Source organism: Mariprofundus ferrooxydans PV-1 (assembly GCF_000153765.1).
Taxonomy (GTDB): Bacteria; Pseudomonadota; Zetaproteobacteria; order Mariprofundales; family Mariprofundaceae; genus Mariprofundus; species Mariprofundus ferrooxydans.
Window position 1 is genome coordinate 1,145,626 of sequence record NZ_DS022294.1, and the last position, 26,384, is coordinate 1,172,009.

Sequence of the window (26,384 nt, forward strand, 5' to 3'; positions counted from 1 at the left end):
GCTGCTGGCGGCACAATTAGGAGAGGTTTAGGTGATTGGACTGCTGACAAAGCCAGCCTGCGACCGGGGCGCGTACACAACAGCTTTAATGACCCGATAGTATCCGGTGAGTAGCGTGCGCCGCGCTCGACTCACACAGCGAGCCAATCAACACCAGCAAGGAGGGTAGCTGATGTCTCCCGTTGTCATGGCCATTGTCGTATTGTGCCTGTATCTCCTGTTTTACCGTTTTTATGCCAAAAATATACTGGCACGGAACATCTTTGAGCTGAACGACGATGCCGCAACACCGGCTCATACACTGTGTGACGATATCGATTACGTCCCTACCAACAAGTACGTTCTGTTTGGTCATCATTTCGCTTCCATTGCCGGTCTGGCTCCGATGCTGGGGCCGGCTATTGCAGTCATCTGGGGCTGGGTTCCTGCCCTGTGCTGGGTGGTTTTCGGCACCCTGCTGGTCGGAGCCGTACATGACTTCTCCGCCCTCGTCCTCTCTATTCGGCACAAGGGGCAGAGCATAGGCACCATCGCACGCGATGTGATCAGCCCGCGCACCCGCCTGTTGTTTTTGCTGGTCATATTCTTTCTGGTGGCGCTGGCCATGGGTGTATTCGTGCTGGTTATCTCCGGCCTGTTTGCCGCACCCGATGCAGCCAAAATACCTGCCACGGCCCATCCGGAAGCAGTCTTCCCAACCTACTCTCTGATGCTGATTGCCATGGTAATCGGCTTTCTGGTACACAAAAAGAACATGCCGCTATGGCCGATGATCGGAGTCGGTTTTGTACTGATGCTGATCACCACCAGCATCGGGCTGGGCATGCCGATCACCGGCGTTACGGCCAGAGAGTGGACCTGGTCACTACTGATTTACGCCTTTATTGCGAGCATACTACCGGTCTGGCTGCTGCTGCAACCGCGTGACTTTCTCAACTCACTACTGCTATATCTGGCGCTGTTCGCCATGCTGGCAGGATTCTTCCTGCTATCGCCCGACTGGGCTGCACCGGCGGTCAACCTGCATCCGGTCGGAGCGCCGCCGATGCTGCCGTTCCTGTTTATCGTCATTGCCTGCGGTGCGGTATCCGGCTTTCACGGGCTGGTAGCCTCCGGAACCACCTCCAAGCAGTTGAACAAGGAGAGTGATGCACCGTTTGTCGGTTATATCGGCATGGTCGGTGAATCGCTGCTCGCACTGCTGGCGGTGCTTGCGACCACGGCAGGCGCCTTCTCATCACGTGCCGACTGGGAAAGCTTTTACGGCTCATGGGATAAGGCTGTGGGCCTGCATCAGAAACTGGGTATATTCATTCAGGGCAATGCCAACTTTATTCATCAACTGGGCGTGCCGCTGGATTATGCCGCTGCATTTATCTCCGTCGTTGTCGTCGGTTTTGCCATGACCAGCGTGGACACCGGCGCACGCCTGCTACGTTTTAATCTGGAGGAGATAGGCAACACCCTTGGTATCAAGGTACTGAGCAACCGATATCTGGCAACTACGCTGGCCGTAGGCGCTATCGGCTTTTTTGCCTTCTTCGAGGTAAACGGCAAGCCGGCAGGGCTGTTTTTATGGACACTGTTCGGCACCACCAATCAGGTACTGGCCGGACTGACCCTGCTAACGGTCACCATCTATCTCTACCGCAAAAAGAAACCTGTGCTTTACACTCTGCTGCCGATGCTGCTGGTGCTCGGAGCCACGATTTCTGGCATGGTTATGGGCGTCATCAAAGCCGTTGGCAAAGAGCAGTGGGCCGTTGCATCCGTCGGTACAACCATCTTGCTGCTGGCCTTATGGGTGCTGATCGAAGCGCTGCTGGTGGTGCGCCGGGTCAACACAGAACGCCGGCAACCATCGACCTGAAGTCACAATTTCCCTTTGTGCCCCGTGTCACAGAGTTGTCATGAAATCATGGCAGAGTTAGCCGCACAGCAGTAGAAAAAAGCATCTTTGTAAACAGCGAACTGAAAAAAGCGGAGCAGGCACTCCGCTTTTTTTATGCCTGAAATTCAAGGCCGGGCAAAGCTCCTAGCCGCCGGAAAGCTTGGCCTTATACCCCTCTTTTTCCAGCAGAAGCAACAGCTTTTCGCGATGATCACCCTGAATTTCCAACTCATCGCCTTTGACCGCACCACCGCAACCGAGAGATGCCTTCAGTTTTTTCAACAGTATTTTCAGCCCTGCCGTATCCAAAGGCAGACCATCAATAACACATACCGACTTGCCGCCACGCCCCTTGCTTTCACGGCGAATGCGCACGCCCTGTTTGGCCGGATTTTTGATCGCAGCAGCCTGACTGCTCCGCTGAGGCCTGCCCTTTTTCCTGCCGGGCTTATCCGTCACCTTGCCGGTTTGCCCCTGTTCGGTGGAATATACCGCCCTGTATCTGTCATCCATGAGCGCATCATGCCATCCGAAATAACAATTCCCAATATTTTACCGCCTCCCGAGCGCAAAAAAGACCACACACAGGCTGCAGGTTGCTGGCAACGCGGGGGTGGGGCATCATTCGCCGCTATTTAATCTATTCTGGGGGTGTCATGTCAGCACAGCAGAAACAGGGCAAGGGTATTATGCGTGAAGGTATCTTCTATGATGAAGAGACCCTGCACCAGTTGCATGATTCCATGTTGTTTATCCGCCGTTTTGAAGAAAAGGCCGGGCAGATGTACGGGCTTAAGAAAATCGGTGGTTTCTGTCACCTCTGTAACGGTCAGGAAGCGGTATGCGTCGGTATGCAGCATGCTGCCGAGCCGACCGACTATATGATGACCAGCTATCGTGACCACGGCCATATTCTGGCTCGCGGCAGTGATCCAACGGCCGTCATGGCAGAACTACTCGGGCGCGCGGGCGGTATCGTCAAAGGCAAGGGCGGCTCGATGCATATGTTCGACGTCAGTAAAAACTTTGCCGGAGGCAACGGTATTGTCGGCGAGCAGGTTCCGATCGGCCTGGGTTTCGGTTTCTCCAGCTGGTATCGCGATGACGGGCGCGTCACGATCTGCATCATGGGTGATGGCGGCATCAATCAGGGTGCTGTGTACGAATCGTTTAATATGGCTGCCCTGTGGAAGCTGCCGATCGTGTTTCTGGTGGAAAACAACCAGTATGCCATGGGCACATCACTCGAGCGCGCTTCGGCTGAAACCCAGCTGTTCAAGCGCGGTATCTCCTTCAAGATTCCCGGCATGAAAATCGACGGCATGGATGTGCTGGAGTTTGAAAAGAAAATGCGCGAAGCCATTGCCCACGCTCGCTCGGGCGAAGGCCCTATTCTGGTCGAGGCCATGACCTATCGCTATCGCGGCCATTCGATGTCCGACCCGGCCACCTATCGTACCAGAGCCGAAGTGGATGAATGGCGTACAGGCCGCGATCCGATTGCACGTCTGCAGGCGCAAATGATTGAAGCGGGTCTGGCTACCGAAGAGAGCTTCAAAGAGAAAGACCGCGATATCAAAAAAGAGGTCGTGGCGGTTGCCAAGGCTGCGGAAGCTCAGCCGGAACCGGATGCGTCCGAGTTGTGGACAGATGTATACAGCGACCCGATTGAGGGTGGCTATCCTTATTCGGGCAAGGTGAGTTAACGATGAAAATGACCTATCGTGAAGCACTGAATCAGGCCATGTGCGAAGAGATGGAGCGCGATGATCGCGTATTCCTGATGGGCGAAGAGGTGGCTGAATACAACGGCGCCTACAAAGTATCCCAGGGCATGCTCGACAAGTTCGGCCCCAAACGCGTCATCGACTCCCCTATTACCGAACTCGGTTTTGCCGGCCTCGGCGTGGGTGCGGCAATGACCGGTTTGCGACCGATCATCGAATTCATGACATGGAACTTCGCCATTCTGGCTCTGGATCAGATCGTCAATGCAGCAGCCAAGATGAAATATATGTCCGGCGGCCAGTACAGCGTACCTATGGTCTTCCGCGGTGCCGGCGGCTCAGCAGCACGTGTGGGAGCGCAGCACTCACAGAGCCTGGAAAACTGGCTGGCCAACGTACCCGGACTGAAAGTTGTGATGCCATCGTGTCCTGCCGATGCCAAGGGTTTGCTCAAGGCTTCTATTCGCGACAACGACCCTGTGGTTTTCATCGAAAATGAAATCAACTATGGCGATGTCGGCACGGTGCCGGAAGGCGAGTATATCATTCCGCTGGGCAAGGCCGAGGTAAAACGTGTGGGCAAGGATGTCACCATCGTCGCCCACTCTCGCATGACCGGTTTTGCGCTGGCTGCAGCCGTCGAACTGGCCAAGCAGGGGATTGATGCCGAAGTGATCGATCCGCGGACCATCCGCCCGCTGGATGAAACCACAATCCTGACCTCGGTCGCCAAGACCAACCGGGTCGTCACCGTGGAAGAGGGCTGGCGTTTTGCCGGTATAGGCGCAGAAATTGCTGCCCGCATTATGGAAAAGGGCTTTGATGACCTGGATGCGCCGGTCATTCGCGTCACCGGCAAGGAAGTTCCGATGGCCTATGCTGCTAATCTGGAGGCCATGACCCTGCCAAGTGTCGCCGACATTGTAGAAGCAGCCCGCGTTGCGTGCGGCCGCGCCTGATGCCATTAACATATACGAGGTTTTGTAATGCCGATTGATCTGTTTATGACCCAGCTGTCGCCGACAATGACTGAAGGCAAAATCGCCCGCTGGTTGAAAAAAGAGGGTGATGCGCTGGTTTCCGGCGATGTGATGGCGGAAATTGAGACCGATAAGGCCACCATGGAAATGGAAGTGGTGGATGAGGGTATTCTGCATCGTATTATAGCCGACGAGGGCGCAACTGTAGGCGTCGGTACGGCTATCGCAGTGATTGCAGAAGATGGCGAGGAGGTTCCGGCCGACTACCAGCCTGCATCTGCTCAGGATGCCCCCGCAGCCGCAAGTGAGCCGGCACCAGCACCGACCGAGCCCACTCCCCCCGCAGCAACGCCTGCCCCCCAGGCTACAGCACCGGCCGCGCCTGAACGTAGTAGCGGCCGCATCAAGGCCAGCCCGCTGGCGCGCAGACTGGCCAAACAGAAGGGTATCAACCTGGCAGCCATCACCGGCTCGGGTCCGAATGGCCGCATTGTCCGGGCCGACATCGAACAGGCCATGCGCCGTGGTATCAATATCGGCGGTGCCGCCGCTGCTACTACGCCACCTCCGGTCAGACCGCTGCCGGCAGGGCCACTGCCCTATCATGAGGATGAATTCGAGCGCATCGAAAACTCAATGATGCGCAAGGCCATTGCCCGCCGTCTCTCCGAATCCAAGCAACATGTGCCGCACTTCTACCTGAGCGTGGATGTGGCCATGGATCGGCTGATGGATCTGCGCGCACAGCTCAACGATGCTGCAAACGGTACATTCAAACTCAGCGTCAACGACTTCATCATCAAGGCTGTCGCCAAAGCACTGGTTGATGTACCGGCAGCCAATGCCGCATGGACCGAGACACATACACTGATGCACAAACATGCGCATATCTCTGTTGCCGTGGCAATTAACGGCGGCCTGATTACACCGGTTATCCGCTTCGCTGAGCAGAAGGGTATTGTTGATATCTCTGCAGAGGTGAAGGAGCTGGCCGGTCGTGCGCGTGAAGGCTTGCTGAAGCCTGAAGAGTATTCAGGTGGTACATTCTCCATCTCCAACCTGGGTATGTACGGTATCTCCCAGTTTTCCGCCATCGTCAACCCGCCCGAAGGGGCAATTCTGGCCGTCGGCGCCACTGAAGAACGCGCCGTCGCTGAAAACGGAGTTGTGGTGGTGAAGAAAATGATGACGCTAACCCTCTCCTGTGATCACCGCGTGGTTGATGGTGCGGTTGGTGCCGAATTCATGGCTGCCCTGAAAAAACAGATTGAGTGCCCTGCAGGCCTACTCATATAATAATCCACCACAAAGTGCACGAAGAGCATGAAGCAGTTCAAACCACACCTTCGTGCTCTTCGTGGTTATATTTTCTATTCAAGACCGAGGTAACCCCGAATGCCGATTGATCTGTTTATGACCCAGCTCTCACCAACCATGACAGAGGGTAAAATTGCCCGCTGGCTGAAAAAAGAAGGCGATGCACTGGTTTCCGGCGAAGTGATGGCGGAAATCGAAACCGACAAGGCAACCATGGAAATGGAGGTCGTTGATGAGGGCGTGATGCATCGCATTCTGGCCTCGGAAGGTTCAGTCGTCCCTGTTGGTGCACCGATTGCCATTATTGCCGAAGATGGAGAGGAGATCCCCGACGACTATATGCCGGAGGGTACCGTCGCCGAGTTTTCCGCAGATGAACCGGCTGAAGAGGCGGCCGAGCTGGGCGCCGAATCGGCTCCAGATGCACAGTCATCCGCAGTGGTCGGCCATGCTGTGCACGATGCCGAGGAGGAGCTGGAACTCAAGCTCAAACCTGCAGGCGTGTTCAATGCCGACGGTGAATACGATGTCGTTGTCATCGGCGCCGGTCCGGGCGGCTATGTTGCAGCCATTCGCGCAGCCCAGCTGGGCCTGAAAACCGCCTGTATTGAATCCACCCACTTAGGTGGCATCTGCCTGAACTGGGGCTGTATTCCTACCAAGGCGCTGTTGCGCACGGCTGAGCTGGTCAATGTGGTCAACCATCAGGGTGACGAGTTGGGGCTGGGTATCACTGCAACCACGCCGGATATTACCAAGGCTGTCAGTCGCTCACGCAAGATTTCCGACAAATTGAACAAGGGTATCGGCTTTCTGTTCAAGAAAAACAAAATTGACCACATCGACGGTTACGCAACATTCGAGGCCGGCAACAAACTGATGGTTAAAGGTGCTGACGGTAAAACAAGTCAGGTTACCGCCAAACATGTCATCGTCGCCACCGGCGCACGCGCACGCGCCTTCCCGGGCATGGATGTCGACAACGAAGTAATCATCACCTACAAACAGGCTCTGGTGCCCGAGCAGGCACCCAAGCGGCTGGTTGTTATCGGCTCCGGCGCTATCGGCATGGAGTTCGCCTACTTCTACAAGGCCATGGGCTCAGAGGTGACTGTCGTTGAGGCAGCCGAGCAGATTCTGCCGCTGGAAGATCATGAAATTTCCAAAGTAGTGGAGCGCAGCTTCAAGAAACAGGGTATCAAGATCATCACCGGCGCAATGGTCTCCAAGGCAGCCAATGTTGATGGCAAGGCTGTGGTTGAATATGAGGCGAAGGGCAAGCAGCAGAGCATCGAAGGCGATATCTGCCTGGTGGCTGTCGGTGTCCTCGGCAATACCGATACGATCGGGGCTGAGCACACACAGATGAAAATCGAGCGCAATACGATCGAGGTGGACGACTGGTATCGCACCGACCATCCCGGCATCTATGCGATCGGTGATGTGGTCGGCGCCCCGGCACTGGCACATGTAGCCAGCCATGAAGGCACCGTCTGCGCAGAAGCTATTGCCGGCCAGCATCCGCACAAGGTTGATTACGGTAATGTGCCCGGCTGTACCTATTGCCAGCCACAGGTCGGCTCATGCGGCAAGACTGAAAAGCAGTGCATGGAAGAGAATATTCCGGTCAAGATCGGACGCATGGCTTATGCTCCCAACGGCAAGGCTATGGGGCTGGGTGAAACAGAGGGCATGGTCAAAACCATATTCCATGCCGAAACCGGCGAACTGCTCGGCGCCCATATCGTCGGCGCTGAAGCCACCGAGATGATTGTAACCCTGCAGCTCTCCCGCACGCTGGAAACGACAGAAACGGAGCTAGCACATCATATGTTCCCGCATCCGACACTGTCGGAAATGATTCACGAAGCGGTACTCGATTCCGAAGGTCGCGCGATTCATATCTGATCAACGGGGAGCTTCGGCTCCCCGTTTTGATTTATGCATGCAGGTTTTTACTCCGTGGCAGGTTACTGCTGCCCGAACGATGCTTCGGCAGCAGCAGTGACAATGGCACACCAAGCAGTGCGATGACTGCACAAGTGTAAAACGCCGGTGAATAACCGAATGCCCCGACAACCCAGCCACACCCCATGATGCCGATCGTGCTGCCAAGACCGAAACCGGCGGCGGAATACCAGCCCTGTGCCGCAGCATGGCGGGAAGCCGGCGTCATGCGCCGCACCCAGGCGATTGCCGCCACGTGGAATGCGGCAAAGCTGGCAGCATGCAACAGTTGCAGGACAAACAGCCACCCCATATTGGTCGTCATGCCGGTACCCAGCCAGCGCAGTGCCGCCAGCCCCATACAGATAGCAAACAGATAAGCCGGCGCCGCCTGTTGTAAGGAGCGGCTCCACACCCACATCAGCACAATTTCGGCGGCAACACCGATCACCCAATAGATGCCGATCTGCCAACCACTATAACCTGCGGCGGCCAGATAGAGGCTGAAAAATCCGTAATATGCGCCGTGCGATACCTGCATTAAAAACGTTACGGACAACAACAGTATAAACAGCCTTGAAAACAGCGGGGCCTCTGTACTCACCAGGCTGGCAGGCAGCTGTAAACGGGGGAATCCGCGCGCAGCCAGAGCCGTGGTCAGCATCAGCAGACTCAGCACCACCGGGAGCGCAAGAATCTGATCCCCTTGCATCAGCCATGCCCCGCCGGCGAGCGATGCCAACACAAAACCCAGCGATCCCCATACACGCAGACGACCATAATCGGCCAGCGCTGCCTCTGAAATCGACACCGACAGTCCGTCTGTTAACGGCAGAATCACGGCCCAGCAGATACCAAAGAGCAGTGTCATCAGGCCCAGCAGGATCAGTTGATGCGAGACCCCGATGAGCAGGGCGCTGACTGCCGCCAGCAGGGATGCTGCAACCAGAAATCGGCGAATCACCTCCCCGCTCTGACTATCAAGCCTGTGTCCCAACCATGGCGGCGCAACCACCTTGGCCGCAGCGAGCAGGCCGGTCATGACACCGATCATCACAGCGCCCAGTCCGATCTGCTCCAGGTAGACAGGAAAATACGGGAGAATCAACCCCATGGCGGCGAAATAGGCGGCATAAAACAGGCGAATACGATTCAGGGATGCAGCGGTAACCATCGGCAGAGGCTAGTACCTGTGATTCGCCATTGCATCCGCACACCGCCTGTTTCACATTACGACACAGCGGAAAAGGGAGATTGCATGCGCCATTGTCATACAAAGCAACATCTCAGATGATGGAAGAGTGGCTGCCAATCATAATCCGACAACTGATACTCTACAGTTTGCCGGTGCTCGTATCTCTGACCTGTGTGGCCATGTTCGAGAGCAGATTTACCGGCAGCTCTCAGCCTCACCCCTTTTCAGCCATCGCCGGACGGGCAGTCTGGCTGCCTCTGCTGGCATCCATGGCTTTCCATCGCGGCATGATCATCACCCTGAACGGACAGATGGGGCGAGGCGGCAAAGCCGCCGCCACGCGTCTGATCGCTCACCTGCTACTATGTCTGACCGGATTTCTGCTTTATACGTGGAGCCTCTCCCACACAGCCCCGGTCGGTCTGCCGCCACTGCATCACTGGTGGGCCAAGGTTCTGATGTTTTTCAATCTGTGCATGGCATCTATGCACCTGCTACCGCTGCCCGGTCAGTTATTCGGTGAGGCTCTGCTGCAGAGCCGCTATGGCACAATAATCGCTTCCGCATTCGAACAACGTTATGCCTGGCTCATCATGACACTACTGGCTGCCTCACCACTGCTGGATCTGTTGCTCGGCACAACGCTGGTCTTTCCGGTTTATGAATCGATCAGCAGCAGCGCCATGCACTGGTCACAACAAACTGGCTAATGAACGGATTATTGCTATGCTCCAGCCAATGATGAATTCGGGTTTTGACCGGGAATCCACCCTTGAACTGCTGAAATTCAGCGATGACCTGCCATCGTTACCCGATCGCTTTGTAAGAATTCAGCAAGTGATACAGGATCCGGAGTCCGGGGCGGATGACCTGGCCAGAATTATTCGTTCCGATCAGGCCACGACAGCCATGATCCTGAAATTCGCCAATTCGCCCGCTTATAATCCTACCCATACACCCATCGGAGAACTCTCTAAAGCTATTGCGCGCATCGGCTCCAGAGAGACCGCCCATATCGCAACGACCATGTCCCTGATGTACGGCATGATATTGCCGACCGGCATGGCAAATATCCGCAGTTTCTGGGCCCATGCCTTCGGCGTTGCCACTGTATGCGAGCATCTCGCACGCCTGGTCCATCCGGCAGAGCAGCAGTGCCACGAACGCGCCTTTATGACCGGTCTGCTGCATGACATCGGACGAGCTGCACTCGGTATGCGCGTCGATTTTTCCTATTTCGAGAGGGAATCAGGGCACATGCATGGTGAGCCTCTGATCCGGTTTGAAGAGGCATATTACGGCGTTAATCATGCGGAGGCCGGCATGCAGCTATTGCGCCTGTGGCTCTTTCCCGATGACATCTTTACCGCAGTCGGTGAACATCACAATCCGGACTGCCCCCACTTCCTCGCCCGCATCTGCTACCAGGCCAATGCCTTCTGCAATGACCACGTGCCTGAGCATACCGGCATTGAAGCACTTCCCGCGACGATAGCGCAGGCCCTGGCCGATCACCCTGTCGACCTGTCAACACTGACCGCCTGACGTGAATCCTGTACTTCCCGCTGTTCGCCGAGTGGCATATCGGCTCGATGCAGCACACCATCAACGGTCACAACGTGCTGAGCAGTTCTGAAGTGACGGCATTGGTGTTAATATCGGCGAACTTTGCATAAGGACGTCTGATGATCATTTGGAACATACTGCGGGATAGAAAGTCGGTGCTTATAGCCTGGACGCGCCAGCAGGACACCGTATTTATGGTGTTGCTGGCCGTCGTCATTGGCATCCTCTCCGGCTATGCGGCACTGTTGCTGCGTTTCGCTATCGAATGGGTCAGCCTTTTCTGGACAGGTGAACGCACCTGGGAAGATGCCATCACAACCCTGCCCTGGTATATCTACCTGCTTGCCCCCACCATCACCGGCCTTATCGTCGCCTGGATAAGTATACGTTTCCTGCCTGAAGGAGAATTACGCGATGTGGCCGGCGTATTGGCTGATATGGTCGAACGCAGAGGGCGGGTACGCTCCCGCCTGTTGGCGACAGAGCTGGCGGGTTCCGCACTGGCCATGGGTGGCGGAGCAAGTCTGGGCCGTGAAGGACCTACGGTTGCCCTCGGTGCCTTGATCGCATCGGAAATTGGGCAGCGGCTCGATATGAGCGAACAGCAACTGCGCATCCTGATCGGCTGCGGTGCGGCAGCAGGCATAGCCGCCTCATTCAACACGCCCATTGCCGGCGCCCTGTTTGCGCTGGAGGTGGTTCTGGCCGATTACGCCATTGCCACATTCAGTCCCATCGTCATTGCCTCCGTACTGGCCACCGTGATTGCCCGTTCCGAGGTCGGCAATTTTCCAGCCTTTACCGTGCCTGAATATCACCTGATCAGCACCTGGGAGATACCCGCCTATATCCTGATGGGCGCAATCTGCGGGCTGGTGGCGACGGTGCTGATCAAGTCCATGACGCCGACGCGTATCTTTCTGACCCGTCTGATTCCCAACCGCCTGATACGTCCGGCCGTTGTCGGCTTTGTCGTCGGTCTGATGGGGCTGATGCTTCCGCAAATCATGTCCATCGGTTATGGCACCGTTGAATCCATGATGCTGGAGCATGTTGATCCGCATCTGATGGGATATTTGGTGCCGCTGGTGCTGTTTCTCGCGGTACTGCTCATTGGAAAGCTGGTCGCAACGATACTCTGTGCCGCCGGCGGATTCCCAGGCGGCCTGTTCGGCCCGGTGCTGTTTCTTGGCGCCGTAGTCGGTGCGCTCTTCGGCGGTGTGGCCCATGCCTACTCACCCTCATATTCGGAGAGCTCCGGCGCTTATGCACTGGTGGCATGTGGTGCCCTGACTGCCGCCGCCCTGCAGGCGCCGCTGACGGTGATGCTGATTGTGTTCGAAATGACGGCCGACTACCACATCATGCTGCCCCTGATGGCAGCATGTAGTGTGGCGACGCTGGTCACCCGCTCGTTCGGCCGCGAATCACTGTTTACCGAGGCTCTGGAAGAACGCGGCATTGATTCAAACTGGAGTCTGGAGCAATCCTGGATGCGCTCGGTGCCGGTAAGCAGGATACCGTGGCGATCGGTGCCGCGCGTATCCGGCCATGCCCGCCTCGGCGAGCTCAAACAGGTCTATACGGGTTCCGGCAAGGGCTGTGTACAGGTGGTTGATGATGAAGGGCTGATGATCGGCATTGTTACCTTCTCCGACCTGCAGAACTGGCTGATTGATCCGGCTCTGGATGAGGTGATCGTGGCCGCTGAAGTAGCTAATCGTCATGTGGCTGTCATCTCTGAAACAGACAGCCTGCTTGATGCCATTCTCATACTGGACAGGGAAACATTTGAGCAAATGCCTGTAGTCGCAGCGGACAATCCGCGCAAAGTGCTGGGCATACTCTCCCGTAATACAATCTTTTCCACCTACCACAAACTGATCGTCAAACATGGGGAGCGCGAACGTGGCTGATCTGAATCCGGCCCAGCTGGCGGCGGTAGAGGCTGGCGATGGCCCCCAGCTGATCCTCGCCGGAGCAGGTTCCGGCAAGACACGCACTATTATCCATCGTATCGGCCACCTGATCTCCGCTCGCGGTGTGGCGCCGCATCGTATTCTGGCTGTGACTTTCACCAACAAGGCTGCGGCCGAATTGAAGTCCCGATTGAGCGAATTAATCGGTGATGACGGTGGCGGCGTAGTCTCCGGCACCTTTCACGCTATCTCTCTGCGCCTGCTGCGTCGTTATGCCGAAGCACTGGCTTACCCGCGCTCCTTTCAGGTGATCGATGCAGACGATCAGAAAGCGCTGGTTAAACGAATCCTCAAGCAGGCGAATATCCCTGCTGACCGGCTGCACCCCTCCTTCCTGCTCGGCTGGATCGAACACTGCAAGCATGCCGGCCAGACCGCGGAGCAGGCGCCTGCATGCGACTGGAACGGCGTGGATCTGCGCGGCCTCTATAGCACCTACCAACAGCAACTGCGTGAGCATGAACGGATGGATTTTTCCGACCTGATACTCAACTGTGTATTGCTGATGCGCGAACATGCCGACATTGCCGAAGCACTGCAGCGCCGCTTTGATCATATTCTGGTCGATGAATATCAGGATACCAACCCGGTACAGCACGAGTGGCTGACCCTGTTGTGTGCCGGCCACCGCAACCTGACGGTTGTCGGTGATGATGATCAGAGTATCTACGGCTGGCGTGGTGCCGATATCCGCCATATTCTGGAGTTCGAACGCATCTGGTCGGGAGCAGGTACCCACCGACTGGAAGAGAATTACCGCTCTACCGGCGCGATACTGGATCTGGCCAACGCCGTGATCAGTAAAAATGAAGATCGCCATGATAAATCGTTGCGTGCTACGCAGGAGCAGGGGCTGCTGCCGCAGTGGCAGGTCTGCAACGATGAGTATGACGAGGCCCGCCAGATCGGCACACAGCTGCAGGCATGGCGAGATGCAGGCTATGCCTGGCAGGAGATGGCCGTGCTCTATCGCTCCAATCGCCAGTCGCTGGCACTGGAGCAGATTCTGCGTGAACAAGGCTTGCCCTATCGCATCGTCGGCGGTGTCGGCTTCTTCGAACGCCTGGAGATCAAGGACGCGCTGGCCTACTGGGCACTGTTAAACGGCTGTGGTGACGCTCTGCAACTGATGCGCATATGCAACCGGCCGAAACGGGGCATCGGCCTCAAGGGTCAGGAGCAACTGGCAGCCCAGCTGAGTGGGTCGGGCCTGCGCGCACATGAATGGCTGGATCTGGTAGCGGAGGGAGGTGTCGGCGGCGTTGCAGGCAAACTTGCGCCGCTTGCCAGGCTGATTGCCTCGCTGCGTCCGCAAGCCGGAACCCTGCCCGACCGCGGTCTGATGGCACTGCTGCAGGAGAGCGGTTATCTGGACAGCTTGCAGGCTATGGGTGAGTTGGAAGCTGCCAGCCGCATCGATAACATCCACACTTTGCAACGCTATATCGAGCTGACCATGGAGCAGGAGATCACGCCGATCGAGTTTATGGATCGCGCGGCACTACTGCAGAGCGGCGAAGAGGCCGGTCGCGATGATGAGAATGAAGAGAGCGTGACACTGATGAGCCTGCACCGGGCCAAAGGACTGGAGTTCGATTGCGTGGTGCTGCCAGGCGTCGAAGAGGGCTTATTGCCCCATCAGCGCGCGCTGGATGACGGTGAGGCAGGGATTGCCGAAGAGCGACGCCTGCTCTATGTCGGTATTACCCGCGCCCGTCGTCATCTGAAGCTGACCACGGCGCGCGTGCGCAGACTCTTCGGAGAAACACATTACCCGCTGCCCAGTCGTTTTATCAAAAATCTGCCACCCTCCATGCTGCAACAGGATACGCCTGTTGCCACTGCATCCGCCATGCAAAACAACTCCGGTGACATGGGAGTCGGTAGCAATGTGCTTCACCCGAGCTTCGGTGAAGGGGTGATCATCGACTTTGAAGGCTCCGGCGATGCCATCCGGGTGACCGTACAATTCAGAAAAGCCGGCATCAAACGACTGATGCTCAAATATGCAGCCTTGCAGGCTGCCTAAGGAGGTAATCATGCCTGTCACCATCTATCACAACCCGCGTTGTTCAAAATCCCGTCAGACACTGACGCTGCTGCAGGAGCAGGGTATCGAACCTGCAATTGTCGAGTACCTGAATACGCCGCCGACTGCTGCGGAGCTCGATCGCATTCTGAACATGCTCGGCATCGAGCCCGAAGCACTGATGCGCAAAGGTGAAAGCGAATACAAGGAACACTTCAGCGGTCGGAGTCTGTCGCGTGCGGAAACGATTGCCCTGATGGTACAGCATCCGAAAGTCATTGAGCGCCCGATCGTTGTCACCGGCGACAAGGCCGCCATCGGACGTCCGCCGGAGAGCGTGCTCGCAATCCTGTAACAAGGGTAACTCGGACCGGTTGATTAAACCTGCATCGACTATCAGCAACACCCATACTAAAACAAAACAGCCCGACCGCCCTTAAAGGGCGACCGGGCTGTTCTACTATTACAGCGTTGTGATCAGGCTACGCCGATACCTTCACGCCAGGCCAGAACCAGACGGAACATATCGTTATCCAGATCCACACTCAGATCACGCTTCACCTCGCTCAGTGACGCATACGGATCGGCATCATCCAGCTCGGCCATGATCGTATCGAAATCCTTGCCGATCAATGCCGGCACATCGATGTACTGACCTGCCCGAATGATAGCGACAAAATGCTTCAGGATCGTCGATTCGCTGACGCTCTGCTCAGCGGCAATCTCCGCCAGACTCATACCCTTGCGTTGCTGCCCGAGAGTATAGCTCTGTGTTTCATTCAGCCCAGGTCCCTTGGCAATCAGCATCGGAATCTCTTTGCCGTCGGTCTGGGTCGTTTTATTACCCGATACTTCCACATGCTTGCTGATCTCTTCAATAAAGGCTTCACCAAACGCTTCCAGCTTGTGCTCGCCAACACCGGAAATACCGCGCAGCTCCTCTTCGCTGGCAGGCTTGCGCTGCGCCATTTCAGTCAGGCTCACATCGCTGAACACAACATGCGGAGGCAGATCTTCACGCTCTGCGATCTCCTCACGCAACGACACCAGCTTCTTGAACAATGGTTCGTCGCGCACTGCTCCCAGACGTTTCAGGTGACGACGGAAACCCGGCTGATACTTGGCCAGTACAATCGGTTCACCGGCAACACCGATACGTTCCGCCTTCTTGGTTGGCAACATCGCAGCACGCCGGGATACATCCTGTACAAAATAGCCGTGATGTACGAGCTGACGTAAAAGAGATGTCCACTCATCGGCATTCAGGTCATCGCCCGCGCCGTGGGTTTTCAGCTTGTCATGCTTGTTTTCACGGATACGTGCATTGTTCGAGCCACGCAGAATATCCACAATATAGCCCATACCGTAGTCGCCCTTGAGCTCACGTACGCATTGCAGTGCCACTTCGGCATATTCGGTTGCATCATATGTGGCTGGCGGGTCCAGACAGATATCACAATTACCGCATGGCTCATCCAGCGACTCGCCGAAATAGCCGAGCAGCACACGGCGACGACAAGTCAGCGCCTCGGAAAAAGCCACCATACTGTTGAGCTTGTGCACTTCCACGCGGCGCTGATCGATATTATCAACATTCTCGATCAGGCGACGCACCAGATTCACATCACCCGAGCCGTAGAGCATCAACGCTTCCGATTCCAGGCCGTCACGACCGGCACGGCCGGTCTCCTGATAGTATGATTCGATACTCTTGGGCAGGTCATGATGAATGACAAAACGGACATTCGGCTTGTCTACGCCCATACCAAAAGCAATGGTTGCGACAATCACTTTCACACGATCACGCAGAAAATCATCCTGCACCCTTTCGCGTGAACGCCCGGGAATACCTGCATGGTAGGCCGCAGCACGAATACCGTGCCGCTGCAGGTTCACAGCCAGATCCTCCACCCGTTTTCTCGACAGACAGTAGATCACACCCGAAGCATTCGGCCAACCGTCGAGGAACTGTAATATCTGGGTCAGCGGCTGACGTTTTTCGGCCACCAGGTAGCGGATATTCGGACGATCAAAGCTGGCCACAAAGCGTTTGGCTTTGCCCAGTTGCAAGCGGTCACTGATATCCTCTCGCGTGTGCTCATCGGCAGTCGCCGTCAGTGCCAGCATCGGCACATCCGGGAAAATTTCACGCAACTCACCAAGCCGGACATATTCAGGCCGGAAATCATGTCCCCATTGCGACACACAGTGCGCCTCATCAATGGCAAACATCGATAGCTTCAATTTTTCCAGTTTGGTCAGAAAACTTTTCGACAACAGTCGTTCCGGAGCCACATAAAGCAGGTCCAGCTCACCCGCCTCAAAACGCTCCAGCACATCCTTGGCTTCGGCCGCTTTCAGGGAGGAGTTATAGTAGGCGGCCTTCACACCACAAGCGGTCAGTGCATCCACCTGATCCTTCATCAGGGAGATCAGCGGTGAAACCACAATGCCTGTCCCTTCACGCATGATCGCGGGTATCTGGTAACAGATGGATTTGCCGCCGCCGGTCGGCATCAATACAAAGGCGTCCTTGCCATCAAGCAGGTTGCAGATAATCTCTTCCTGCATCGGCCGAAACATGTCGTAACCGAAGATATCCTTCAGTACTTTTCTAGCCTGTTCTTTCATTTTCTTTGTTGCCATGTTCATCCTCTGGCATCGGCATCATGCCAATGCAATCACCTCCGCAGGCCCCCTCAAGCCTCCAGATATGACTTCATAATGTGTTAGAAATACGGCTTGCCGCGGGCGTGTGTACGTCTGTTGGGGGCCGTTCACGGATTATTTCAGCACATCCGCGAGAATCTCGCAAGCTTTATTGCAAGCAGCTCGGCCAAGCAGGTTGTTCTTTTGCCCCGCCGGACAAAACTGCCGGCGTCCCCAGGCAGGTTCCCTCAGGACGCTGCGGGCCTCACAGATTCGAGTTTCAATGACAGCAGTAGCGCCGCAAAAACAAAAGCAGATGATGCATAGAGGCAACCTGCAAGACCCCAGCTCTGATAGAGCAGGCCGGAAAGCACCGTGCCGGCCAGTCTACCCCCTGCATTAGCCATATAGTAAAAACCGACATTCATCGATACCTGCTCTCTGTCAGACCAGGCGACGATCAGATAGGAGTGAGTGGCGGAGTTCATCGCGAATACCATGCCGAACAAGGTAAGGCCTGCTATCAAAACGGCCCCGGCATCCCAGCCCAGATGCAAGCCAGCCGCGATGGCGAGTGGAATAAGCGACAGTAGCGCCGCCCAACCGGCAAGCGTCCTGCCGCCAGGTGCCGCCGATGCACTGCGTATGACATGCGGAGCAACACCCTGCACCACGCCGTAACCGATCACCCATAACGCCAGAAAGGCACCGACCTGCATAAACGACCATCCAAGCACGGCCTGCAAAAAAACAGGCAAACCAACGACAAACCAGATATCCCGCGCCCCGAACAGAAAGAAACGGGCGGCAGAGAGCCAGTTTACAGCTTCTGACTTGGAGAGCAGCTGCTTAAACTTCGGGCCTGCACTGCTGATCCCCAGGTCTGTTGGCAGGCGCCACCAGGTCCAGACAAGCGCCACCGTAAGCAGTCCGACCAGTGCAAACAGTGAACCGCGCCAGCCCAGCCACCCCAACAGTACAGCCCCGATAAAGAAACCGGCACCCTTGAGTGCATTCTTTGAACCGGTCAGCAGCGCCACCCAGCGGAACAGCTTCTCCTCTGCTCCGACAGGCAGAAACAGCTTGATCCCCGCCTTCGCGCTCATTTTATTCAGATCTTTGGCAATCCCTGAAAATGCCTGAGCTGCCATCACGTAGCTGACCGTGAGCCAGCTGTCGGGAACGGTCAACATCAACAGTGCCCCGATTTGCATCACCATACCGATATGCATGGTGTTATTCAGGCCGATGCGGGCTCCCAGCCAGCCGCCAACCAGATTGGTAACGATGCCGAAAAATTCATAAAACAGGAACAGCATGGCTATGGCCAGTGGAGAATATCCCAGTTGGTGAAAATAGAGCACCACCAGCATGCGGATGGCGCCGTCGGTTATCGTAAATGCCCAGTAACCACCTGTGACAGTCAGGTAATTACGTAATCCCGCATCCATTACAGCACTGCCATCAGAGTGACTTTGCCACCTTTCGCGTCAAATCCATCATCCGATTCACATATCCCCACTCATTATCATACCAGGCCAACACCTTCACCTGCGTCTGATCAATCACCATGGTACTCAGTGCATCGATCACTGACGAGCGCGGGTCATTGGTATAGTCCACCGACACCAGCGGCCTCTCTTCATAGCCCAGAATCCCTTTCAGTACTCCTTCGGACGCCGAGTGAAAGAGTGCATTCACCTCATCGGCATCTGTTTCCCGCGCGGCTTCAAAGACAAAATCCACCAATGATGCGTTGAGTAGTGGTACACGCACAGCCAGCCCATTCAATTTGCCTTCAAGCTCGGGAAATATGCTGGTGATCGCTTTGGCCGAGCCGGTACTGGTAGGGATCAGCGACTGGCCGCAGGCGCGTGCCCGGCGCAAATCCTTATGCCCCTTGTCGACCAGGGTCTGGGTATTGGTGATATCATGGATCGTAGTCATGCAGCCATGCTTGATACCAAGGCTTTCGTGCATAACTTTCACTATCGGCGCCAGGCAATTGGTTGTGCATGATGCCGCGGTCAGCAGGTGATGTTTCTTTGCATCATAGAGGTAATCATTGATGCCAAATACGATATTCAGCGCCCCTTCGACCGGTGCCGCTACAATCACCTTTTTTACACCCTGATCGAAATAGGCAGCCAGCTGTTCCGGCTTGCGGAACTGGCCGGTCGCCTCAACGACAATGTCGCAACCCGACCAGTCGGTGTCGGCAATCGCGCTGTTTGAACTGTAACGCAGCTCATCCTCCTCAACACGAATGATATCGCCCTCGCCACTACAATCGTAGGGCCAAATTCCATGCACCGAATCAAATTCCAGCAGATGCGCCGATCCCGCCGCATCGCAGGCAATCTCATTAATCTGCACAATATCAAAACTGTGTTTACCCCATCCTGCTCTAAAGCCCAGCCGGCCCATGCGGCCAAAGCCGTTAATACCTACTCTAATCGCCACGCTTATCTCCTATTTGTTCGCAACCGCAATCCAGTTGCGAATGCGGGTAATGATCTCACCACGTACCCGGCGGAATGCTTTTAGCTGATTCTCTTCATCGCCCTCTACTGCTGACGGGTCATCAAAACCCCAGTGAATCGGGGTATGGTGACCCGGAAAGCTGGCGCACTGATCTCTGGTTCGATCGCAAACCGTAATAATATAATCGAAATCCTTGCCGATGAACTGATCGATGCCTTTACTGACTGCATCGCCTGCATCGATATGTATCTCCTGCAGCACCCGGATAGTCAGCGGATGCACGGGACGGGGGTCCGTGCCGGCGCTGAACACCTCCAGATCGTCGCCACCGAGCGCTCTGAGAATATATTCCGCCATCTGCGAGCGCGCGGAGTTGCCCGTACATACAAATAAAACCCTTGTTGTCATCTTGCTACTCCTGTCAGTAAATATCCGGATAAAAACATTTCATACATCCTTATTTGCGAATGTGTCACCACGATGACTGCATCCGTCATCCCTGCGAGACCAGGTCCTTTTCGTACCACTGCTTGCTGCGGTTGACGATGGACACAACAGAGAGCATCACCGGCACCTCGACCAGTACACCGACGACCGTAGCCAGCGCCGCACCGGACTCAAAACCAAACAGGGCGATAGCAGCAGCTACGGCCAACTCGAAAAAATTGGATGCGCCGATCAGCGCCGACGGACCGGCAACGCAGTGCGCCACCCCCAGTCTTCGATTGAACCAATAGGCCAGCATGGAGTTAAAATAGACCTGAATGGTGATCGGTATAGCCAGCAACAGAATAAGCAGCGGCTGGGCCAGTATCTGCTTACCCTGAAAACCAAACAGCAACACCACAGTGAGCAGCAACGCCCCCATCGAAACGGGATCCACCATATGCACAACATCATCCAACCGGCCTCTGGCGAGCAGCAACTTGCGCCCGATATAGGCCAGTATGACCGGGATAACGATATACAGCAGCACCGACAAAAACAGCGTATCCCAGGGAACGGTAATTGATGCCACCCCGAGCAGAAGCCCGACAATCGGAGCAAAGGCAAAGATCATAATGATGTCGTTCAGTGCAACCTGGCTCAAGGTGAACTGCGGATGACCATCCACCAGCCGCGACCATACAAAAACCATTGCCGTACAGGGTGCTGCAGCCAGCAGAATGAGACCGGCGATATAGGAGTCTACTTCAGCCGGATCTAACCAGTCAGCGAAGATGAGACGCAGAAAAATATAACCGAGTGCCGCCATTGAAAAAGGCTTGACCAGCCAGTTAATCGCCACGGTTACAGCCACACCACGCCGGTGAGCCCATACTTCATGCAGTGACGAATAATCGATTTTCAGCAACATCGGCAGAATCATGGCCCAGATCAGCACGGCTACCGGCATGTTAATGTGCGCCACTTCCATCTCACCCAGCGCATGCAACACCCCGGGTATCATGTTGCCCAGTGCAATACCGGCAATAATGCACAACAACACCCACAGGCTAAGAAAGCGGGCAAACAGCCCCATCGATTTGGCAGTAGATTCAGACACTCGGGCCTCCTGTCGAGGCAATCATATCCGTTTATTCGGATATGTAAATGATCTTGCACTCAAAAGGGAGTTGCATCATGGCAACCCTTACCCGGTCAGTCCGCCATCCAGACGATACTCCTGCAGCCCACGTCCCGGAACAGTCATATGGCCCCGGGAATTCACGCTCATTATAATACCTCTTGGGCTATGCTTATGGTCATCAACAATAATACCCGACTTTGACACTCGGTCTTTAGTGTGCTATTAATCTACTCTGTCACCACGAAGCATGGAGGTGTTACATGGCATTTATTGAGGAACAGATTGAGCAATTTCTTGACGCTATTGATCAGGTCTATGGAGAGGAATACAGGAACAGTATGATTGTGGAGAGTCGGGGCAACAGACAGATATTAGTCAAACACCCCGAACATCAGGAGGGCAACCTGGTAACGCTGGGAACTCTGGAATTAATGACCAAAAGCCTTCTGGACCAGGCCAAGGAAGCGGCATAAGGCAGATGAAACAGGGCCTTTAACAGGCCCTGTTTCATTATAATTTTATCAAGCGGGCCAGACCAGCACCGGCTTTCTGGCTGCCTGTGTTTCATCCAGGCGGCGCCTGAACGGCTTGACCGGAGCCTCATGCAGGATATCGGTATCACCCGCTTCACAGACATCTGCAATATCCAGCATAGCGTCACAGAAAGCATCCAGCGTCTCTCGCGACTCGGTTTCAGTCGGTTCAATCAGCATCGCGCCATGCACAATCAATGGAAAGTAGACCGTCATCGGGTGAAATCCCAGATCAATCAGGCGTTTGGCGATATCGAGTGTTTTAACACCATGCCTTTCCTGCACCTCATCGGTCAGCAGACACTCATGTTTGCACAGACCGGGAAACGGCACGTGATAACGACCCTGCAGCCGGCGCAGCACATAATTGGCATTGAGCACGGCATCTTCGGCAATACTGTGCAGGTGCTGACGCCCGAAGGCCGAGATATAGGCATGTGCACGCAGCAGCACGCCGATCTGACCGACACTGCCGAGCACCGGCCCTACCGACGTGTCAGCGTGCTGTAGCAGGACGTAGGTATCACCCTGTTTTTCGATACGCGGCACAGGCAGAAATGGCGCCAGCGTCTCGTTCACAGCTACCGGTCCGCCACCCGGTCCGCCACCGCCATGCGGAGTAGAGAAGGTTTTGTGTACATTGATATGCAGGCAGTCGATGCCCATGTCCCCGGGGCGCGCCACACCGACCAGCGCGTTGAGATTGGCGCCATCGCCGTAAACCAGTGCTCCCGCTTCATGAACCAGTCTGCATATCTCCTTGATATCCGACTCAAAAGCACCGGCTGTGTTCGGATTGGTCATCATCAGCGCGGCAGTGTCAGCGTCCAGATGCGCTTTCAACTCATCCAGATCAATGCGCCCGTCCGCACCCGACTTCAATTCCACCGTATGCATGCCGCACAGAGCGGCCGAAGCGGGATTGGTACCATGGGCGGAATCGGGCACCAGTACCTTGCGCCTGTGCGTATCTCCGCGCGCATCAAGCGCTGCGCGAATCATCATCAAACCGGCCAGCTCCCCGTGCGCGCCGGCGGCAGGCTGCAGCGTAACATACGGCAGCCCGGCAATCTCACCCAGCCAACCCTGCAACTCATAGAGCAGCGCCAGCACGCCCTGCGCTGTCGCTTCCGGCTGATCCGGATGAATATGAGCAAGACCGGGCAGCCGCACGACCTGTTCATTGACGCGCGGGTTGTATTTCATCGTGCATGAACCCAGCGGATAGAAGCCGGTTTCAATGCCATGGTTCCACTGCGACATACGTACAAAATGACGTACCGCCTCCGGCTCCGACAGGCCCGGAATACCGGCCGCATCTTTACGCGCGAAGTGATTCAACGCATCCGATATTTCACCATCCACGCCGGGCAGACTGATCGATGACGGCGCCTCATGTGCATGCTCAAAGAGCAGGGGCTCTTCATGCTGAATTCCGGCAGTCGCCGAGTATTTAAAGGTTGTATCGGCACTCACAGGCTCACCTCCAGTGCTGCCAGGTAATCGCTGATATCACTCTCTTCAACCATTTCAGTGGTCGCAACCAGCAGATGCCTTGCCTCCACGCCCGCTTCGATCTGCTCCAGCGGGATGCCGGCGAATATATCGTCCGCACTTGCCGCTGCCAGAAAACGCTGACGCGCGGCATGATCGACAAAACTCAGCACAGTTTCATTGTAACGGGCACCGGTTGCGGCTGTAACATGTGCCGGCAAACGGGATACCAGTGAGTGCAGGGCTGCAGCCGAGTGACGCGCCACCGTCGCCAGCCCCGCATCGCCCATCAACGTCATATAGGTCGCCGCAGCGGTACACATCAGCCCCTGATTGGAGCAGATATTGGAGGTCGCCTTCTCACGGCGGATATGCTGCTCGCGCGTAGAGAGCGTCAGTACAAAGCCACGCTTGCCATTCACGTCCGTAGTCATGCCGCAGACGCGACCGGGCAACTGGCGCACATATTTTTGTTTGCAGGTAAACAGTCCCAGATGCGGGCCGCCGAATCCCATCGGAATGCCGAGCGACTGGCCGGAACCAACAGCGATATCCGCTCCCATGGCTCCGGGTGATTCAATCAGCGCAAAGGCCGAAATATCCGAAAACGCGACAACCATCAGACATTTCGCTGCATCGCAGGCGGCGCGCAACTCTGCCAGGTCGTATACCGAGCCGTAAAAGTCCGGATACTGGACAATTACACAGGCGGTTTGAGCATCAATGGCGGCAATCACCCGATCGAGATCGGTGCCGAACGCGCCCATATCCACTTGCGTATACTCACCATCCAGCCGGGAGAGATAATTGGCGGTAACAGCCCTGTAACGCGGATTCACCGAACCTGCCATCACGACGCGCGATTTACGCGTCACCCGCCGCGCCATCAGGGCGGCTTCCGCCGTAGCGGTCGCCGCTTCATACATTGAGGCATTGGAGACATCCATACCGGTCAAACGGGCGATCATGGTCTGAAACTCGAACAGTGCCTGCAACGTGCCCTGCGATATCTCCGGCTGGTATGGCGTATAGGCCGTCAGAAATTCGCCGCGCGAAATCACATAGTCGACAACAGCCGGCACAAAATGGTGATAGGTGCCGCCACCGAGGAAATAACGGGTATTGGTCGCGTTGCGATTCTGCTCCGCAGCCCGGGTAAACTTGCGCACAATGCCTGCTTCCGGCAGCGCATCGGCAATCGCCAGAGAGCCCTTTTCTATATGAAATTCAGACGGTATATCGGCAAACAGATCGCCGATGCCCGATACGCCAATCGTATCCAGCATCGCCCGTCTGTCGCTGTCGGTATGAGGCAAAAATCGCATGGTTTATGTCCTGTCTATTTTACCACAGAGGGCACAGAGGACACGGAGGAAATCCTGTTATGTGCGAATGCGGCACATGAACATCAGATGTATAAAAACATCGCGACTTCCTCTGCGTCCTCCGCATCCCCTGCGGTGAATGCTTTGTAATGCTTACTCTTCGAGGAAGGTAGTGTACTCGTCGTCGCTCATCAATTCGGCCGCGCCTTCGCCGATCGTGACTCTGGCTATCCAGCCTGCACCATAGGGATCGGTATTCACCAGCTCAGGTTCGCCTTCCAGCGCCTCGTTCACTTCGACAACGTCACCGGCAACCGGTGCATAGACATCGGAGACAGCCTTCACCGATTCAACCACGGCATAGGCTTCACCCGCCTCAAGCGTGCGTCCGATCTCCGGCAACTCGACAAATACGATATCACCGAGCGCTTCCTGAGCATGATCGGTAATGCCGAAGGTGGCCGTATCGCCATCGATACGCACCCATTCGTGTTCTTTGGTATATTTCAAATCAGCAGGAATTGTCATCTCTCTCTCCCATTTATATCACCTGTCACTCACAACTTTTACCCGGCGAAACTATGCATCCGCTGCGAGGCAAAAACTATCTTCTTACGTTACTGCGCACGAAGGGCAACGTGGTGCGCTCAGCGGCGACCAGTTTGCCGCGAATCTCCACAGCCAGCTCCCCCTGATCCGCATGTTCAGGCTTCACATAAGCCAGTGCCACGCCGCCGGCCATCGGACTATGCATGCCGGAGGTCACTTCCCCGCTCTGAGCGCCATCAACAAACACTTTATAGTGTTCACGCGGAATACCGCGACCGGTCAGTCTGATGGCAATCAGCCGCTGCCTCGCACCTTCAGCCCGGCGTGCGACCACAGCCTCCCTGCCGATGAAATCACCCTTATCAAGCTTGGTGATCCACATCAGCTTCGCTTCCACCGGTGTCACCGCATCGGAAATCTCATGGCCATAGAGTGCATAGCCCATTTCGGTACGCAGCATATCGCGTGCAGCCAGGCCTATCGGCTCGGCACCCGCTGCCAGCAGTCTGGTCCATACCGCAACTGCATTGCTGTTCGGGATATAGATCTCAAATCCGTCTTCACCGGTATATCCGGTGCGCGAAACGATGCCGCTGACACCATTGACGCTGACCTGAGCGAACTTGTAATAGCCGATGCTCTCCAGATCCTGATCCACCAGCGGCTGCAGCGCCTGCTGTGCGGCTGCGCCCTGCAGGGCCAGCAGCGTTGTCTCATCCGACTCATCGACAACGCGGACATCAAAGTTGTTTGCCTCGGCCAGCAGGTGCGCTACATCCTTATGCCGGTTGGCAGCATTGATGCACAGATAATATACGGTGTCACTGATCTTGTAGGTGGTGATATCATCAATAAAGGTGCCCGACTCATTCAACAGGGCGGAATAGTGCACCTGGCCTGTCGCCAGCTTCGATACATCATTGGTTGTTACATACTGCAGAAAAGCCAGTGCTGCAGGGCCACTGACGCGCACCTGTCCCATATGCGCAATATCGAAGAGACCGGCGCCGCCTTCGCGTACGCTTGTATACTCTTTGAGCGCACCGCTCCTGTACTGCACCGGCATCTCGAAGCCGGCAAAGGGTACGATTTTTCCACCCAGCGCGACGTGCTCGTCAAACAGCGCTGTTTTAGCTAATTGGGGCATCT

Annotated in this window: 22 protein-coding genes; 11 read left to right on the forward strand and 11 right to left on the reverse strand. The window is 55.8% G+C overall.

Annotation, left to right across the window (positions count from 1 at the left end; all coding sequences use genetic code 11):
* Positions 1-172: 172 nt before the first annotated feature.
* Positions 173-1,870: a carbon starvation CstA family protein gene (locus tag SPV1_RS05250; RefSeq protein WP_018294174.1), complete on the forward strand. Its 1,698-nt coding sequence runs from the start codon at positions 173-175 to the stop codon at positions 1,868-1,870.
* Between the two features lie 165 nt (positions 1,871-2,035).
* Here the strand turns inward: SPV1_RS05250 and SPV1_RS05255 are convergent, their stop codons facing one another.
* Positions 2,036-2,404 (reverse strand): SUI1 family translation initiation factor, encoded by a 369-nt coding sequence (locus SPV1_RS05255; RefSeq protein ID WP_009850088.1) that lies wholly within the window; start codon positions 2,402-2,404, stop codon positions 2,036-2,038.
* A 143-nt stretch (positions 2,405-2,547) separates the two neighbouring features.
* Between SPV1_RS05255 and pdhA the strand changes: the two genes are divergently transcribed.
* The 4 genes from pdhA to lpdA all read left to right on the forward strand — a co-directional run bounded on the left by pdhA (position 2,548) and on the right by lpdA (position 7,823).
* Entirely contained in the window at positions 2,548-3,597 is a 1,050-nt protein-coding gene (pdhA, locus tag SPV1_RS05260) for a pyruvate dehydrogenase (acetyl-transferring) E1 component subunit alpha (protein WP_009850089.1), read from the forward strand.
* Positions 3,598-3,599: 2 nt separating this feature from the next.
* Positions 3,600-4,577: a pyruvate dehydrogenase complex E1 component subunit beta gene (locus SPV1_RS05265; RefSeq protein WP_009850090.1), complete on the forward strand. Its 978-nt coding sequence runs from the start codon at positions 3,600-3,602 to the stop codon at positions 4,575-4,577.
* A gap of 27 nt (positions 4,578-4,604) precedes the next feature.
* Positions 4,605-5,894: a pyruvate dehydrogenase complex dihydrolipoamide acetyltransferase gene (locus SPV1_RS05270; RefSeq protein ID WP_009850091.1), complete on the forward strand. Its 1,290-nt coding sequence runs from the start codon at positions 4,605-4,607 to the stop codon at positions 5,892-5,894.
* 99 nt (positions 5,895-5,993) lie between these two features.
* Positions 5,994-7,823, forward strand: coding sequence for a dihydrolipoyl dehydrogenase (gene lpdA, locus SPV1_RS05275; RefSeq protein WP_009850092.1), 1,830 nt, complete (start codon positions 5,994-5,996; stop codon positions 7,821-7,823).
* Positions 7,824-7,854: 31 nt separating this feature from the next.
* Here lpdA and SPV1_RS05280 read toward each other — a convergent pair whose 3' ends face one another.
* The gene (locus SPV1_RS05280; RefSeq protein WP_009850093.1) at positions 7,855-9,036 is read right to left on the reverse strand and encodes an MFS transporter; all 1,182 of its coding nucleotides are present in this window, start codon (positions 9,034-9,036) and stop codon (positions 7,855-7,857) included.
* Between the two features lie 92 nt (positions 9,037-9,128).
* Between SPV1_RS05280 and SPV1_RS05285 the strand changes: the two genes are divergently transcribed.
* The 5 genes from SPV1_RS05285 (at position 9,129) to arsC (ending at position 14,986) form a co-directional block, all read left to right on the forward strand.
* Positions 9,129-9,767 carry a hypothetical protein gene (locus SPV1_RS05285; RefSeq protein ID WP_231288291.1) on the forward strand — a complete coding sequence of 213 codons (639 nt, stop codon included), beginning with the start codon at positions 9,129-9,131 and terminating at the stop codon, positions 9,765-9,767.
* A gap of 28 nt (positions 9,768-9,795) precedes the next feature.
* A complete protein-coding gene (locus SPV1_RS05290) occupies positions 9,796-10,602 on the forward strand; it encodes an HDOD domain-containing protein (protein WP_009850095.1) in 807 nt (268 codons plus the stop codon).
* Positions 10,603-10,742: 140 nt separating this feature from the next.
* Positions 10,743-12,539 carry a chloride channel protein gene (locus SPV1_RS05295; protein ID WP_009850097.1) on the forward strand — a complete coding sequence of 599 codons (1,797 nt, stop codon included), beginning with the start codon at positions 10,743-10,745 and terminating at the stop codon, positions 12,537-12,539.
* Complete coding sequence (locus SPV1_RS05300) at positions 12,532-14,631, forward strand: ATP-dependent helicase (RefSeq protein WP_009850098.1); 2,100 nt, start codon at positions 12,532-12,534, stop codon at positions 14,629-14,631. Before SPV1_RS05295 ends, SPV1_RS05300 begins: the two co-directional genes overlap by 8 nt.
* Positions 14,632-14,641: 10 nt before the next feature.
* A complete protein-coding gene (arsC, locus tag SPV1_RS05305; RefSeq protein ID WP_009850099.1) occupies positions 14,642-14,986 on the forward strand; it encodes an arsenate reductase (glutaredoxin) in 345 nt (114 codons plus the stop codon).
* A 122-nt stretch (positions 14,987-15,108) separates the two neighbouring features.
* Here the strand turns inward: arsC and recQ are convergent, their stop codons facing one another.
* The 5 genes from recQ to arsB all read right to left on the reverse strand — a co-directional run bounded on the left by recQ (position 15,109) and on the right by arsB (position 21,286).
* Entirely contained in the window at positions 15,109-17,283 is a 2,175-nt protein-coding gene (recQ, locus tag SPV1_RS05310) for a DNA helicase RecQ (RefSeq protein WP_009850100.1), read from the reverse strand.
* A 245-nt stretch (positions 17,284-17,528) separates the two neighbouring features.
* Complete coding sequence (gene arsJ, locus SPV1_RS05315) at positions 17,529-18,731, reverse strand: organoarsenical effux MFS transporter ArsJ (RefSeq protein WP_009850101.1); 1,203 nt, start codon at positions 18,729-18,731, stop codon at positions 17,529-17,531.
* Positions 18,732-18,744: 13 nt separating this feature from the next.
* Positions 18,745-19,743: an ArsJ-associated glyceraldehyde-3-phosphate dehydrogenase gene (locus SPV1_RS05320; RefSeq protein WP_040881498.1), complete on the reverse strand. Its 999-nt coding sequence runs from the start codon at positions 19,741-19,743 to the stop codon at positions 18,745-18,747.
* Between the two features lie 9 nt (positions 19,744-19,752).
* Complete coding sequence (locus SPV1_RS05325) at positions 19,753-20,172, reverse strand: arsenate reductase ArsC (protein ID WP_018294184.1); 420 nt, start codon at positions 20,170-20,172, stop codon at positions 19,753-19,755.
* 85 nt (positions 20,173-20,257) lie between these two features.
* A complete protein-coding gene (gene arsB, locus SPV1_RS05330) occupies positions 20,258-21,286 on the reverse strand; it encodes an ACR3 family arsenite efflux transporter (protein WP_009850104.1) in 1,029 nt (342 codons plus the stop codon).
* A gap of 308 nt (positions 21,287-21,594) precedes the next feature.
* Between arsB and SPV1_RS05335 the strand changes: the two genes are divergently transcribed.
* Complete coding sequence (locus tag SPV1_RS05335) at positions 21,595-21,807, forward strand: hypothetical protein (RefSeq protein WP_009850105.1); 213 nt, start codon at positions 21,595-21,597, stop codon at positions 21,805-21,807.
* 48 nt (positions 21,808-21,855) lie between these two features.
* Here the strand turns inward: SPV1_RS05335 and gcvPB are convergent, their stop codons facing one another.
* The 4 genes from gcvPB to gcvT form a co-directional block, all read right to left on the reverse strand.
* The gene (gene gcvPB, locus SPV1_RS05340) at positions 21,856-23,343 is read right to left on the reverse strand and encodes an aminomethyl-transferring glycine dehydrogenase subunit GcvPB (protein ID WP_009850106.1); all 1,488 of its coding nucleotides are present in this window, start codon (positions 23,341-23,343) and stop codon (positions 21,856-21,858) included.
* Positions 23,340-24,686 (reverse strand): aminomethyl-transferring glycine dehydrogenase subunit GcvPA, encoded by a 1,347-nt coding sequence (gcvPA, locus tag SPV1_RS05345; protein WP_018294187.1) that lies wholly within the window; start codon positions 24,684-24,686, stop codon positions 23,340-23,342. The genes gcvPB and gcvPA overlap by 4 nt, the downstream gene beginning before the upstream one ends.
* Before the next feature lie 153 nt (positions 24,687-24,839).
* Complete coding sequence (gene gcvH, locus SPV1_RS05350; protein ID WP_009850108.1) at positions 24,840-25,214, reverse strand: glycine cleavage system protein GcvH; 375 nt, start codon at positions 25,212-25,214, stop codon at positions 24,840-24,842.
* A 76-nt stretch (positions 25,215-25,290) separates the two neighbouring features.
* A complete protein-coding gene (gcvT, locus tag SPV1_RS05355; protein WP_009850109.1) occupies positions 25,291-26,382 on the reverse strand; it encodes a glycine cleavage system aminomethyltransferase GcvT in 1,092 nt (363 codons plus the stop codon).
* Positions 26,383-26,384 lie beyond the last annotated feature (2 nt).